The sequence below is a fragment of the Odoribacter lunatus genome, from assembly GCF_943193135.1.
GTDB classification, from domain to species: Bacteria; Bacteroidota; Bacteroidia; order Bacteroidales; family Marinifilaceae; genus Culturomica; species Culturomica lunata.
The window spans coordinates 13,964-29,381 of the sequence record NZ_CALPCZ010000023.1 but is presented as its reverse complement, the minus strand read 5'-3'; the positions used below and the strand labels follow the sequence as shown (position 1 = coordinate 29,381).

General features: G+C 36.1%; 11 protein-coding genes. All 11 read right to left on the bottom strand.

All coding sequences use genetic code 11. The features are described from left to right. Positions 1 to 47: 47 nt before the first annotated feature. On the bottom strand, positions 48 to 878 hold the full coding sequence (murI, locus tag NFR61_RS08810; RefSeq protein WP_251623181.1) for a glutamate racemase: 831 nt from the start codon (positions 876 to 878) through the stop codon (positions 48 to 50). A gap of 90 nt (positions 879 to 968) precedes the next feature. Beyond that, positions 969 to 1,487, bottom strand: coding sequence for an OmpH/Skp family outer membrane protein (locus NFR61_RS08805; RefSeq protein WP_251623179.1), 519 nt, complete (start codon positions 1,485 to 1,487; stop codon positions 969 to 971). 35 nt (positions 1,488 to 1,522) lie between these two features. Continuing rightward, the gene (locus tag NFR61_RS08800; RefSeq protein WP_251623177.1) at positions 1,523 to 2,053 is read right to left on the bottom strand and encodes an OmpH/Skp family outer membrane protein; all 531 of its coding nucleotides are present in this window, start codon (positions 2,051 to 2,053) and stop codon (positions 1,523 to 1,525) included. Between the two features lie 14 nt (positions 2,054 to 2,067). Next, entirely contained in the window at positions 2,068 to 4,611 is a 2,544-nt protein-coding gene (locus NFR61_RS08795) for a BamA/OMP85 family outer membrane protein (RefSeq protein ID WP_251623175.1), read from the bottom strand. 29 nt (positions 4,612 to 4,640) lie between these two features. Beyond that, positions 4,641 to 5,402, bottom strand: a complete 762-nt coding sequence (locus NFR61_RS08790) for an isoprenyl transferase (protein WP_251623173.1) — start codon at positions 5,400 to 5,402, stop codon at positions 4,641 to 4,643. Positions 5,403 to 5,411: 9 nt separating this feature from the next. Further along, positions 5,412 to 6,089, bottom strand: a complete 678-nt coding sequence (gene porG, locus NFR61_RS08785; protein WP_251623171.1) for a type IX secretion system protein PorG — start codon at positions 6,087 to 6,089, stop codon at positions 5,412 to 5,414. A 41-nt stretch (positions 6,090 to 6,130) separates the two neighbouring features. Further along, the gene (locus tag NFR61_RS08780; protein ID WP_251623169.1) at positions 6,131 to 7,042 is read right to left on the bottom strand and encodes an NAD kinase; all 912 of its coding nucleotides are present in this window, start codon (positions 7,040 to 7,042) and stop codon (positions 6,131 to 6,133) included. A gap of 13 nt (positions 7,043 to 7,055) precedes the next feature. Next, complete coding sequence (locus NFR61_RS08775) at positions 7,056 to 7,430, bottom strand: four helix bundle protein (protein WP_277613067.1); 375 nt, start codon at positions 7,428 to 7,430, stop codon at positions 7,056 to 7,058. 182 nt (positions 7,431 to 7,612) lie between these two features. Then, a complete protein-coding gene (locus tag NFR61_RS08770) occupies positions 7,613 to 9,613 on the bottom strand; it encodes a tetratricopeptide repeat protein (protein ID WP_251623165.1) in 2,001 nt (666 codons plus the stop codon). Positions 9,614 to 9,640: 27 nt separating this feature from the next. Beyond that, positions 9,641 to 10,576, bottom strand: a complete 936-nt coding sequence (locus NFR61_RS08765; protein WP_251623162.1) for a PorP/SprF family type IX secretion system membrane protein — start codon at positions 10,574 to 10,576, stop codon at positions 9,641 to 9,643. 73 nt (positions 10,577 to 10,649) lie between these two features. Continuing rightward, on the bottom strand, positions 10,650 to 15,359 hold the full coding sequence (locus tag NFR61_RS08760; RefSeq protein ID WP_251623154.1) for a T9SS type B sorting domain-containing protein: 4,710 nt from the start codon (positions 15,357 to 15,359) through the stop codon (positions 10,650 to 10,652). Between the last annotated feature and the right edge of the window lie 59 nt (positions 15,360 to 15,418).

Here is a 15,418-nt window from a genome sequence, read left to right as displayed (position 1 = left end):
CATTAATACTTTTCAAATATATGAAAAGTAATTTAAATATATTCTCTTTATATACAAATATGTTCCGCTTCTATTGCTCCTCCCATAAACATACTTGCCATCGGATTAAAAAGCTCCGGACTTTCCGTCGTCAAATAACAAATTGAACCGTTCTTGGATAATTTTTTCTCCATTTCCGGATGACGTATTAAATAATCTTCCAAACGATTCGCTACAATATAGCCCTGTTCAATTACTTTCACCCCTTGTGGGACATGACGTAAAATCAAATTCAATAATAAAGGATAATGAGTGCACCCTAATACAACAGTATCAATCAACGGATCTGTCGCAAACAATTCCTCTATGTATTTTCTTACGAAGAACTCTGTCCCCTCACCTATTAATTCATTGTTTTCCACCAATGGCACCCACATAGGGCACGCTTTTTGTGTAATATGAAAAGTTCCAACACCGTACAGTTTTTCTGCTTCGAGCGGATAAGATTCTGAAGCAACCGTTCCTCTTGTTGCCAATATTCCAACATGTCCATTACGAGAATAATTAGGCAAAGCTTCCACACTCGGACGAATAACACCTAACACGCGTTTTAATGAATCAATATGAGGTAAATCAATCTGCTGTATTGTACGTAAAGCTTTTGCAGAAGCGGTATTACAAGCCAAAATCACCAAAGGACATCCTAAATCAAATAATTTCTTTACGGCTTCTTTCGTATATTGATAAACAACGTCAAAAGAACGCGTTCCATAAGGAGTACGCGCATTATCTCCTAAATACAAGTAATCATATTCGGGTAACAAGCGGACTATCTCTTTTAATATACTTAATCCTCCATATCCTGAATCAAAAACTCCTATAGGACTTTTTCCCTCCATAATATTATTCCCTATCAATTATTTATTTGCAAGTCTGAAAAAAATAAGCCGCCAAGGAGGCGGCTCATTCCTTATTTTACAGACATTACTTTATTGAAGACCTAATTTCTTTTTTACTAAAGGCAATACATCCTCAGAATTATCTGAAACATATACAATTCCTCCAGAGTTCAAATCAAAGATATAAGTAAATCCATTCTCTTTTCCTACTTCTTTTATCGCATTTGTTGCTTTTTCATAAATCGGATGCAATAAATCATCCCTCGTTTTATTCAAATCGTTCATTGCCGTTTCCTCAAAACGTTGAATACGCTGTCCCAAATCCTGAATTTCCTGCTCTTTAGAAACCCGAATTACATCAGAGAAAGTATTTACATTTTTAGCATAGTCAGCAGCCTTATTCTGGTATTGTTCTCTCAAATTCTGGCTTTCTGTTTGTATTTCATTTTGCTTTGCTTCCAATTTCTTTCTAGCTTCAGCCATTTCCGGCATGGCAGAAATCAATTTATCACTTTCAATATGTCCCAATTTTACAGGCTGTTGTGCGGACAAACTCATTGTCATTAATCCCAAGACAACAACAGTCAAACATTTCATCATATTCTTCATCGTTTTCAATTTTTATTTATTCTAATATTAATAATTTATTCCTCACTCTTTGTCGTAGAATAACCTAATTTTCTTAAAATGGTCTTACTTTTATCCAATTTCGGATCATAAAAAAGCACTGAATGATCAGCAGAAACATCTAATATTACGCCATAATTTCCCTCTTTAGCCAAATCTTTTATTGCTTCCAATATTTCATCCTGAATAGGCTTTACCAACTCTTCCCGTTTTATAAATAATTCCCCCCGAGGACCAAAATATTCCTGCTGCAATATCCGAGCTTTATTTTCTTTTTCTGCAATGGCTTTTTCCCGCTGTTCTTGCATTGAAGCTGTCAGAAATACTTTGTCTGTCTGGTATTTACTCCGCATCTCATCAATATCCCGATATACGGCATCTATCTCCACCTGTAATTTTTTTGAGTATTCATCCAGTTCTAATTGCGCTTTTGTGTAATCTGGTATATTAACCAATATATAATCAAGATTTACAAATGCGTAACGAGTCTGAGCCCATGCAAATCCAATATTACAATACAAAATTAAAAAAAATATTGCTCTTTTCATCACTTCAAACACAACTAAAACTCCTGACCTAACACAAAATGGAACTGAGAACCGGAAGCGCCCGGTCTATTAGGTATGTCATCAAATCCATACCCCCAATCTATTCCCAATAATCCAAACATAGGCAAAAAGACACGCAACCCCACGCCTGCAGATCTATAAAGATTAAAGGGTTCAAATTCGCTTAATTCGTACCAAGAATTACCTGCTTCTAAAAATGCCAAAGCATAAATTGTTGCCGATTGCGCTAAAGATATAGGATAGCGCACCTCCATTGTCCATTTTGTATATACACTGGCATCTGCAGCATCAGGTGCAATAAAACTTGAACCTGCATTTGTCAAAGATCCATTTTGATATCCTCTCAAACCAATATATTCACGTCCGTACAGACTATAGCCCGACATTCCATCTCCCCCCATTTCAAAACCTTCAAACGGAGAACGTTTATGTTTATTATAATATCCCAGATAACCATATTGCACACCTCCATACAATACTAATTTTTCCCGACGATCTAAAGGCATAAACATTTTTCCCACAAACTTCCATTTGTGATACTCTATCCACCTATATTTTACTTTATCTTTCATATTTGATTTTCCATAATCCCTACCATCAAACCAAGAATAAGGAAGAGTAAAGGCAAGTGACATCGTAAAGTCACTTCCTTTACGAGTATAAAGAGGATTATCTATAGAGCTCCTTTTCAACTGTGTAGAAAACGATAGGTTATTGGAATTACCGTTACTCATAATATAATACGGCCAATTCTTTAATTGATAACGTTGATAAGAAATTTCATTATACATTGTAAAGTAATCATCCGGCCATTTTATTCTACGTCCTAATCCGACACTAACCCCAAAAGTTGTCATCAACTGATTGGTATTATACATGTCACGACTATTATTCACGTAATAAGAATGATTATAATAGTTAGAAGAGTAACCAGTCTGTCTGGAATAGTATGCAGAAATACTCAAAGAATTAGGTTTTTTACCCCCTAGCCAAGGTTCGCGAAAGGAGACACTAAAAGAAGTATAATATTTCCCGTTTGTTTGTGCTTTCAAACTTAATGTTTGTCCATCCCCTTGAGGTAAGGGCCTATAAGATTCCCAATTAAAAATATTTCGAATGGAAAAATTCGTAAAAGTTAAACCGACTGACCCAATAATCATTCCTGCTCCCCATCCTCCGGACAATTCAATCTTGTCGTTAGCTTTCTCCTCTACATCAAAATAAATATCTACCGTACCATTTTCTGCATCTGGTTTAGGTTCCGGCAAAATATGTTCCGGATCGAAATGTCCTAAATTTGCTAATTCCCGAATGCTTCGTACAATATCCTCCCGACTAAACAATTCTCCCGGATAAACATATAACTCCCGACGAGCAACATGCTCATGCGTACGATTATTACCACGAATAACAACACGATTAATTGTTGCCTGCGGCCCTTCCATTATACGAATTTCCACATTAATAGAATCTGCCCCCACAACTGTCTCGACCGGCACAGCTCGAAAAAACAAATAGCCATTATTTACATATAACTTGTCTACTGCAGTATTCTCATCTGTACGAAGGCGTTCCTCAAAATATTTTTTATTATATACATCCCCTTTATTAATATTCAATACCCGAGATAAATAATCCGAATCATAAATCGTATTTCCTACCCACGTTATATTATTAAAATAATACTTATTCCCTTCTTCTACATCAATATAAATCTTCACACGATTAGGAGAAACCTGAACTACGCTATCTGCAATAATCATCGCATCACGAAATCCCTTTTCATTATATTTATCTAACAAATTATATTTATCATCTTCGTAACTACTCTCAATATATTTGGAAGATTTAAAGAAATTACGCAACGACTTATCTTTGGTTTTCTTCATTGCCCGCTCTAATTTAGCAGACTTCACTTCCTTATTTCCTGTAATAATAATATCCTTAATTTTTATTTTACTATTTCGTTCTACCATAACGTCCAATTGGACAAAATTATCCTTTTCCGGATCATCCTTCTGTAATACCTTAATCGTAATATTATAATACCCTTTCTCTTTAAAATGTTTCTCCATGATATGCTTCAAATTAGCAATCATATTATCTGTTACCTGGGTACCGGGTAAGGGATTAATCTTTTCTCTAATTTTCTTTTCTTCAGATTTTTTCAATCCAATATAATTAATTTGAGATAATTTTTGACGTTCCTGTAAATACAAAATCAGATAAATATCATTACCAACGATGCGATCAACAGAAATATTTACATCAGAAAATAAACCATTGGAATATAATCTTTTAATTGCACGAGTAGGAATATCTCCCGGAATTTTTATCTCACTTCCAATGGACATCCCTGACAATTGAATCAACGTTTCCGAATCATAATGATCTGCAACACCAACGACCTCTATCCCTGCAATTCTATAAGTTTTAGGTGAAGAATAATATATTTCTGGCTGAACTAACGTGTCCTGAGCCAGTCCATAAAAATAAAAAAACGTACATATCAAAAAAAGAATTACTCTTCTTACCATTGTTCACAAATTGAATATTGAAAAGAATCTTATTTTTTATCTTTCCCTACTTGTTCCCCCGTTTTCCCAAAACGTCGTTCGCGTTTCAAAAAACTATGAATTGCCAAATATAAATCATCTTTTTCAAAATCAGGCCAAAATTTATCAATAAAATAAAATTCCGTATAAGCGCATTGCCACAACAAGAAATTACTCAACCGACATTCTCCGCTAGTTCTAATCAATAAATCCGGATCAGGAATTCCCGCAGTTGTTAAATGTTCTGCAAACACCCCCTCATTTACGTTCTCGATTTCTTTAATGATACCCTCTTTATATTTTTGAGCAATTCTTTTCGCCGCCTCTATGATTTCCCAACGAGCTCCATAACTTAAAGCCAACACAAGTTTCAAACCTTTATTATTAGCTGTTTTTGTAACCAACTCTTTTAGCTTACACTTAACATTTTCGGGCAAATCAACTATATTTCCAATTACTAAAACTTTAACTTGCTGATCCATCAATGCTGCCGTTTCCCGAACAATTGCATTTACCATCAGCTCCATTAATGCATTAATCTCTTCTTTAGGACGAGTCCAATTCTCTATTGAAAAAGTATACAATGTCAAATACTCCAACCCCAATTCTCCACCCGCTTCCACTATTCGTTTCACTGCATCAACTCCTTTTTTATGCCCAACTACTCTTTCCAATCCTCTCTTTTGAGCCCAACGTCCATTCCCATCCATAATTACGGCAATATGTCGAGGTAATCGCCCTGACATTTTTTTTAATTCTTCCTGTGCCCCCATAGCTATATATTATTTATATCCCCGACATTCTATATTAAGCGGGAACCTATATGTCAATGTCAATCCTGATACAAAAAAACTATCTTTATTATAAATAAAATTCGTCTCACCAGTTTCCCAGGGATCTTCTATACCATCTATTTTATCCGTAAACAATTTTCTGCATCCCCATTCTATTCCACAAGACAAATTTCCATATAAATTAAATTTTACTCCTACCCCAAAAGGAATTGATATTCCTCCTTCATCATTAGCACTAAGAAGTCCTGCTCCCACATAAATATAAGGTGACCATAAAGAAGATTTGTCTGTCTTAGGAACCAAAAAGCTTCGAAAATTAAACTCTACTAATCCACAAATATCAGTAACAGATGTTTTCAATTCCATCGGAAAGACTTCTTCTCCCGGCTCATTCCCCGATTTTACCCTAATTTTCGAAGAACCATATTGCAACCGAATTGCAAAACGATCATTCAAATTATATCGGTATAAACCACCAATATATCCATTCATTCCTTTAAAATGAGTTGACGGATTATATTCTCCCATATAATATCCACCACCTCCAATTATACCGATTTCTGCCCCTGGTTGACAAAAACTACTCAAAGGTAAGAACAATAATAGGAATAATAAAAAGTGAATTATGAAAAAACGAATAATAGATGTAAATAATCTATAATACACAAGACTGTGTATTCCACGAAACCACCCCGAATTGCAATATTTTAAGATAAACATAACTTACGGTCCTTTTCATTCCTTTTATCCTCACCCCATCCTAACTTATTCCGTAAAGTTTCATAATAGTTATGCCCAGGAAATTTTATAATATTCATTCTAAAATCCCCTGCAATCACTCTTATGCTACAATTATCTTTCACTCTTTCAGTTCTTGAATCTAAACTTAAAAGGAACTCTCCACTCCTGCCCTCAACTTCCAAGCGCAGTACCGCCGTATCAGGAATAACCAGACTTCTCATACTCAAATTATGAGGACAAACAGGAGTCAATACTATAGCTCGACATTCAGGACTGATTATAGGACCTCCCCCACTTAAAGAATAAGCTGTTGAGCCCGTAGGAGTAGCTATAATTAAACCATCTGCCCAATAGGTTGTTAAATAAATATCATCCACATAAGCATGAATCCTTAACAAAGATGAATGCTCTGTTTTTTGTATACTTACTTCGTTTAAGCCATAATCAAATCCCAAGAAGCCACTTCCCTCTACTTGTAACCTTACTAAACTTCTTTGTTCTATCTCATAATGACCTGAACAAATATAATCAACTGCCAAATTAATCTCAGAAACTGATACATTTGCCAAAAAGCCTAAATGCCCACTGTTAATTCCTAAAACAGGTATTTCACTATTTCCCACATACAATAATGTATCCAAAAATGTACCATCCCCTCCAATACTTAGCAATAAATCAACTTCCTTAAATTTCAAAGATTTTTTGGAAAATGTATCTTGAAAAAAATCCCGACAATCAAACTCCCTTTCTAACAAATCAACAAACCCTTCCTCTCCCATCAGCCACACGCCCTTTTTCACCAATTCATTTAATAAAGTCTTTAAATAAGAATAAAACTCTTTATTTACATTCTTACCATATACAGCCACACGTCTCATATTCCCTCCTCTTTTAATTATTTCCTTCCCGAATCCTTGCTCCAATTTTACACTTCATGATGCTTATTTCTACCAACACCTCTTTACAACACAACATTACTTTTCCAATACCTTTTTCATCCAAATACTTACAACAGCGAGCTGTATATAATAAATCACAAACTTCCTTACACGAAACAGCAGCAATTGCTAACGAATTTTTAAAATGCTCCAAGGTATTTAAAATGCATCCTTCTGTTATAGTGCAAAAAACACTTTCCGAAGTCTTTAAAAGTAATAAATAAAACTGCCTATTTTTAATATTGTCGGATTGATTATATACCTCTTCTACCAAATTCCGAGCAACCTTCCAAACATGTAATTCTTTAAGACTATGGATTCGGTGCATATAAAAAATAATTACTTTATAATATAAACAAATTTCTACTTACAACGGCTATAAAGATACAACTTTTTATAATAACCGTCCATAATCCGTTCAATTTTCGACTATATTAATATTTCTTCCTATTCTCTATAACAACAAGGAGGTATAGAAAAATCTATACCTCCCCATAAATAAACAATTTATTAATTTCTTTCCAACAAATCTTTTAGCACTTGTGCCTCTCTTCTACCAATAGGCCTTGTCCCCGACGACGTCTGTCCTGATGTCGAATAATCATTTGTATTTAATACATAGGCATTTTTAAAACCTTTCCTTCTTATGTTTTGCAAACTATCTTCCGCTCTATTTTTATCTGCATACATTCCACTGCAATACATGTAAGAACCATCTGCCATTGCATAAATATCCACATCATCAATACCCTCAAATACCTGCATATCCAATACCTGATTGGTAGGCATCAATACAACCGTATACCCACTTTCCATCCATCTAATTTCTGATTCCCGTGGTTTGTCAATATACCTGCGATTTGGCAATTTAACCTTTTCTTTCTGACTCTTACGTGCCAATTCCAACTTTTTCTGTATTTCAAATTTTTTCAACCGAATTAACAAAAGTTCATCATCACTTATCTTATCTCCACTAATGTCATGTTGTATCTTTTTTTCTGCAACATAGCGTTCTACATTCATCACAAAAGCATCATCCACATATTTTCTAACTCCAGACAAATCTCTATTAGCAAGAGCTTCATCAGGATACTCTCCTACCGTATAACGATATATATTATCATATCCCAAATACACTTTCACATTCTGAAAATTTTCATAATATACACGAGGTACCGGATTACGAAAAGCACCTACTTGAATAGCATAACGATAATCAACTGCAAACATTTCCTTTTCCGGCACTACCACTTTCTCTTCTTTCGGTTGTTCCACTTTACGACTAGGTAACAACTTCAAAGAAAAAAGAAAATCATTATATCCCGTACCCCCTCTATTCGTTGATACATATCCCTCACTACATTTTGTATCTTTAAATACTAAAGCAAAGTCATCCATAGATGAATTCACTGGACGTCCCATATTTTTCGGTTCAGACCAACTTCCATCATCCAACATTTCTGATACAAATACATCCAATCCACCTAAACCGACATGACCATTCGATGCAAAATATAATTTTCCACTATCATCAATAAAAGGAAACAATTCATCATCAGAGGTATTAATAACATCACCTAAATTCTGAATTTCTCCACATACCTCTCCATCAATCTCCATCATATAAATATCTTTCCCTCCATTTCCCCCTGGCATATCTGATACAAAAAACAACAATGAATCCCGAAATAGACAAGGGTGTGCACAAGAATAATCCTCCGAGTTGATACTCAACTCTCTATTATTCTCCCACTTTCCATTCCTATTTTCAGCCGTCATCAATTTCAAAATACTGGTACCGTCTTTTTTCAAAATCGTCTTTGAATAATATATACGGTCAAAATTCTTTGTAAACGTTACTGCTCCTATATGATACTTATCAACTAACTCATCAGCAAAAGGCATTAAACGCCCTCCCTTCCCATCTGCAGAAAACATAGCGTTATATAAACGAACCGATTTATAACCTCTCGTATCTTTCATTGCATCTTCCCCTGTCCCCGGTGCAGCAAGAATAACACCCTTGCCTTTATAATAAGTGACACCTGAAGAAAAACCACCAAAATCCACATTTGTTTTATTAGCAGTATACAATGGCTTTTCTTTCGCAACTTCTTTTGCAAATTCACAAGATGCCTTTAGACGTTCTAAAGCAATTTCATCACATCCCACTCCTTCTGCAAGATCTGCTATATCCAATGCCTTATTATATTCGCCAGAACGCTGTAATGTTATAGCATAATACAACAAATCCTCTCCCCCTAAAATGTCTTGATTTAACGATTTGTAAACTTGACCTGCCCGAACCACATCATTCAAATGGAAAAAACAATTAGCCATTCGAGCTCTTATTTGGTTGGTATTTCCCTCTTGAGATGGATTTTCTAACTCCTTTTGATATAATTTTAATGCACCCAAATAATCTCCTCTCTCAAATAAACGCTCCGCTCTATTCTGTCCTACAACAAATTCCCACGAAAGCAATACGATTATTATAACCCCTAATTTCATAAATGAACTATTTCGTTTATATGAAATTTAAAAATATCGAATTGAATTTATATCTTCATAATTCTCTTGTGTTGGAGCACTTTTCTCTTTTTTCTTTCCAAAACTGAATGTTAAAGAAATCTCCTGTACACTATTGAAATTATTATCTACATCCGAACTATTTCCTTCAAATGAATATCCCAACCACAACTCATCAATCAACTTTACCCTGGCCATTGCAGCGAAAGCTTGTTCCGTACGATACTGGACACCAAAAATAAAACCCTCCCTATAAATCAATTTTGCACCTAAATCAAGCTGAGTGCTTTCCTGACCGGAATAAGTCAGATATAGGTAAGGCTCCAACTTCGCATTTTCACTTAAACTAAAACGATAGCCTCCATATAAAAACATACGCAACATGTCCGAAATCATCGAATTGATTTTATTTCCCTGTTCATCAATCGTATTATACTTGAATTCAGGAATTGCAAAACCAAGATAATACTTATCTGCTTGAAAGTGTAAACCAAATCCAAAATTCGGCTGACTATAATTATCCGAGAAAATAATTTCTTCGTCCGCCATCTGATAATTTCCTGCATTGGAAACATAATTTAATCCAGCCTGCAATCCGAAAAAAAGATATTTTCCTTCATTCACTTTCAATTTATAACTTCCTGCAACGTAAGCAAATAACTTTTGATATGGTCCATACTTATCAAATATCAATGATAATCCCCCTCCTAAATTTTTATTTTTTATCATTGAATTTATATTAAAAGCACCTGTAGAAGGCCAATAATCTGACTTCTCAAAACGGCTCCTGTAAAGTAATAAACCATTTATTCCCTCTTCCACGCCCATACATGCCGGATTTATTAACGGTTGGGTTAGCCCATAATCCGTAAATCTTAACACGCTACTTTGCGAAAAGCCCAATATGCTTATTAATATTAATATTCCCGTAATTAAAAATCTCATACCACTATTTTATAAAGGCGCAATTTAAAGCAAAATTCTCCAATCACTTCAATTTTTAAGTTAAAAGTAACTACTAATAATATTTATACTTTCCCCTATTCATATCGCGACGTATCTCCAACCAATTTTTCAATATTTCTTTATTACCTAAATCTATGACATAAGTATAGATCCCGTTAGGTAAATTAAAATGAGAAACATATCCACTAGTTGCTTTTCCAGTACCATCCCAATCATTTTGATAATTCTTGGCTTCAAATACCACTATTCCATCCCGATTATAAACCCGAATGTAATGCTCCGGATAATCAGCTAAGAAATCCAACTGCCATGTATCATTCAATCCGTCACCATTCGGTGTGATAATATTAGGTATAAAGAATCTCTTTCTATCCAAAACACTAATGTAAATATACCCCGTTTCTATCTTCGTTTGATCAAATTTATCAACCACTTCATACTTCACGACATCCGATCCAACAAATCCAGCATTTGGTGTATAATCAAAATATCCATTGAAATTCATCGAACCAACACCCCATCTTGGATAACCATCTGCTGTGATTCGGAAAATTCTAGAATCAGTATCACCTTTTCTTCGCATATTCAAATTATGAATTCTTTCACCTTGATAAATTGTAATCATTGTATCCCTACCCTGGTCACCAAAACTGATAACTAATTCATTTGATAAAACTTCTGAAGTACAGATTCTTTCTCCTTTCACTCCACATATAATCACATCTCCTTGAGCTAATTTATCAGAAATATACTCCGGATAATCACTATCATTCAATACATAATCATAATTCAAATACCATGTATAGTGAGCATTTGTAGGCATACCTATAACTTCCGACTCAATAATAATTTCATCTCCAGGTCCTTTATCTCTCAAATCAGAGAAAATCGTCACTGCTGGTTTCTCCAATACCCGAATTACCATAGAATCTACCAATACTTTACCATCATAGCATACATCATTCCCCGGAATCAACCAACACTTCAACCACATATCCTTGTCGTCCAAAGTTGCTTCGACAAACTGAGTATGTCCCCAATCCCACACATCCTTACGCCAATTAAATGTTGGATTAGTTCCTGCATTTTCATAAACAGCAGTAAATAATATCCGGTCTCCTCTACAAGCCAATGTATCTTCTATGTTATTAATAATCTCCAAACTAGGTGTTACCCATGCTTTCTTTCCTAAAAATACAGTATCTACATATTCCGGCAATTCCGTACAAACTTCTTTAGAAGGAGTCACTATTACTCTCATCCATGTATCTTCCTGTCCCATTACCAATGTTACCTTTCTCTCAGAATAACTCAATAATTCATTTCTTGAAGAAGTCTGTATCGGTAAATGAAATACATCATTGTACCAATCAACATGAGCAGAATCACCTACATTCTTCGCTGCAATCCAGAAATCAACCGTATCTCCCGGACAGAAGCGATGTTCTGGATCCACAGAAGTCAATAAATTCAATGAAACCTCCTCAAATTCACGAGCTTTCAAACGCAAATAGTGTGCACATACCTCTTCACAAGCACCATCACTATAACCACATACCTTCACAACAATATCATCTTCCTGAAACTCTGGAATCCATGTTAATACACAAGTATCCGTTTCCAACTCAAAATGCTCCTCCGGTAATTCCAATCCGTCAATCGTCCACCTATAGTGTGCATTTTCTATTTCATAGCCCTCAGGAGAACTCAACACAGCCCGCAAAGCAATCTGCCTTCCCCGACAATACCAACCATCTATTTTATTTGAAGGATCAGTATCCTCTATAATCCCCTCCTGCATCAATAACACAATTTCAATCTCAAAACACTCTTTTACCCCCAGTTCAAAAACCATGGAAGTTGTATCACAATCATTCGCAACCACAACTTTAAATTCAGAACCATCCCAACTTTCCGGTAGCGTCTTTAAAACCAACGAATCCGTTGTTGTTCCGCTTATAGTCGGTAAACTTACACTATTATCACTTAATGGAGACCAATCACCATTTTCCTTACGATACCACTCATAAGTCAAAGGCCCCGAACCTGTTGCTGTTACAGCAAAATAAACATCCTTTCCAATAGCTATATTTCGCGGATTCTTTGAATGACGAACAATTACCGGTTTTTCTTTCACTACCACAATGGTATCCTTTGTCACCGTACATCCGTTTTTCGCTGTTGCCGTTGCCGTGTATACCCCAGTCAAGGCCGGTTGAAAAGGTACTCCATTCTGTACTCCGTTATTCCATGTTACCTCTGCTCCTAAGTCTGCTGTTGCATCTAAAATTACAGACTCTCCCGGACATATTTCCGTTCCTTGAACTGACAAACTCAACGTCGGTTTCGGATTTACATTTACCATCACTTGATCGGTTGCAGAACATCCATATCCATTCGTTCCGGTTACCTCATATATTCCCGATGTTGTCGGAATAAAAGGCTGACCATTTTGTACTCCATTATTCCACGTATATTCAGCATCATCACCACTTCCTGATAAAATCAATTCATCCCCTTCACAATGCTCCAACGTAGAATTCTGCACTACACCATGAGCATACACCAAAGGCACTTTATAGAATTCAGCATCAATATTCTGACTAGGAGAAATATTCCCCGTCACTGTAGTTCCACCAGCTAAAGAAGCCTCAAATTTAGACAATTCATATATTCCTTTTTTATCCGTAGTCACAATATATGTCCATGATGTGTTTGTTTCCTGATTTACTGTCATAGCAACAGAACCATCTGGTGCAGATAATACATAACTATATTTCATCCCCGCTGTGCCCCCTGTAACCTTTAAAGTAATTGTTCTCGTTTCTCCCGGATATTGACATACTTTTTCAGTAATCTCCCATGACAAAGTCGGAACACCAGGCACTCCTTCGACATTTACCGTCACGTTTTTCGTAGCACTACATTTCCCATTCTTAGCTTCCACAGTATAAGTTGTTGTACTGTTTAGCGTTCCTGTCTGCACACTCGCTCCTGTCGAAGATACAAGCGGACCACCAGACCAAGTTAATGGAGTAGTAGATGGATCTACAATCACACTCAACTGAGAAGACTCTCCAGACGTAATAGATGCTGGATTAGCCAATTCACCACTCAACTGCGGAGTCTTTGTAATCACTAAATTTATATCTTTCTCAACCACACCCCCAGTACCTGTATCTGTTACTTTTAAATGTACTGTATATGTTCCAGGATCAGACGTATTTGCTACTGTCGGAGCAGCCGCCGTCGTAGATGATAAATTTACACCTGCTGGAGCAGTCCACAAATATGTATAAGTTCCAGAGCCACCACTTGCAGCAGCATCTAATGATATCGGCAAATTTCCCGAACAAACATCTTGATCTTCCGGCTTAGCTGTCAATGCTCCGCCCGAAACCTTTACAGTTGTAGTCGCTGTACCTTTACATCCATTATTATCAGTTACCACTACGGTATAAGTTTCTGTGGCTGTTAAAGCTCCTGTACTAACACTAGCCCCTGTTCCTGTTACAGAAGAAGGAGTCCAAGTATAAGTATAACCAATACCCGTAGGGGTTGCAGTTAAAGTCGTACTACCACCATTGGAAACAGTTGTATTTGTTGCAGTCAACCCAGCCGTTACCTGATGACCTGTTACTGTTACAGCTGTTGATACATTACTTACACAGTTCTTCTGATCTTTCACCTGAACTGTAAACGTATTCGTTCCATTGGCAATCGTTGCATTTTTCGTAGCCGTTGTTCCTCCTGCAGGATTCCATGTATAAGTATAAGGAGCACCACTTCCTCCTGATGCACTCGCTGTTAAGTCCAATTTATCTCCCACACAAAAATCCGTTTTGGCTGGAGGAGTAATCGATACTGTAGGTTGTGGATTTACCGTAATAGCCTGTGTCGCCCTATTCGTACACCCATCTTTTGTTACCTCTACCGTAACATTTCCTCCCGTTGTTAAAGTTACATCCTTGGTTCTACCTGTACCAGTAGCCAAACCACTCCATGTATACGACGTCGCTCCCGACGGATTAGCAGTCAAAGTCGTTTTTGTATTAGCACAGACTTCTGTTGGAGTAATAGTCACTGTCGGCAAGGCATTAACTTTTACAGTATAATTTGCCTGAACAACCGCTCCACTTTTATTTGTTACATAAGATCCATCAGCATTTTTCAACTTAGCTGTAAGATTATAAGTACCTGAAGTAAGCCCCGTTCCAATATTACCTGTTGTAACAGGAGTTCCTGACGTTATATTAGCATTTCCCCATTCTATAGTATATCCAGCGGGTGCATTCGCAACTGTTGCAGTCACTGTTTTATCTGTTGCTCCTTGACACAAAGTAGCCCCCGTCACCGTTATTGTTGGATCTGGAATTTCAGGTTGTAGTGCCCAAGATCCTGTATAAAAGTCACTCCCATCATCAGGATTTAAATTTCCAGCTTTATAAGTACCAGAATATTTAACCCCTCCATATTCTACAGATAATACTATAGTTGTTCCTGATGATACTGCATTATAGTCAGTATGCGTTAAATCAAGTTGTGCAAAATAATACCCACCAGCATCAAAAAAATCAAAAGACCCACCAAAAGCCGTTTTAGTAATTACAGGAGTACTCTGTATCGTTAAATTTATATTCGAATAATCACCGGCAGAACATGATCCTGTACAAGGTAACTGAAAATACATTGTTTGAGGTATTGCCCATAAATGCCCCGAAACTGCCAACAGCAAGATGCAAATTATAACAACTCTTTTCATTAGTATAAATTATATATGATTCTAATTTTTATTATTTCTATTAAATCTCTCTAACGAAT

What these genes read in the sequence shown, in the direction of transcription:
- NFR61_RS08760 (WP_251623154.1), bottom strand. Translation starts at nt 15,359, where the DNA reads ATGAAAAGAGTTGTTATAATTTGCATCTTGCTGTTGGCAGTTTCGGGG.
- NFR61_RS08790 (WP_251623173.1), bottom strand. Translation starts at nt 5,402, where the DNA reads ATGGGGGCACAGGAAGAATTAAAAAAAATGTCAGGGCGATTACCTCGA.
- NFR61_RS08775 (WP_277613067.1), bottom strand. Translation starts at nt 7,430, where the DNA reads ATGCACCGAATCCATAGTCTTAAAGAATTACATGTTTGGAAGGTTGCT.
- NFR61_RS08795 (WP_251623175.1), bottom strand. Translation starts at nt 4,611, where the DNA reads ATGGTAAGAAGAGTAATTCTTTTTTTGATATGTACGTTTTTTTATTTT.
- NFR61_RS08765 (WP_251623162.1), bottom strand. Translation starts at nt 10,576, where the DNA reads ATGAGATTTTTAATTACGGGAATATTAATATTAATAAGCATATTGGGC.
- NFR61_RS08805 (WP_251623179.1), bottom strand. Translation starts at nt 1,487, where the DNA reads ATGAAGAATATGATGAAATGTTTGACTGTTGTTGTCTTGGGATTAATG.
- NFR61_RS08780 (WP_251623169.1), bottom strand. Translation starts at nt 7,042, where the DNA reads ATGAGACGTGTGGCTGTATATGGTAAGAATGTAAATAAAGAGTTTTAT.
- murI (WP_251623181.1), bottom strand. Translation starts at nt 878, where the DNA reads ATGGAGGGAAAAAGTCCTATAGGAGTTTTTGATTCAGGATATGGAGGA.
- NFR61_RS08770 (WP_251623165.1), bottom strand. Translation starts at nt 9,613, where the DNA reads ATGAAATTAGGGGTTATAATAATCGTATTGCTTTCGTGGGAATTTGTT.
- NFR61_RS08800 (WP_251623177.1), bottom strand. Translation starts at nt 2,053, where the DNA reads ATGAAAAGAGCAATATTTTTTTTAATTTTGTATTGTAATATTGGATTT.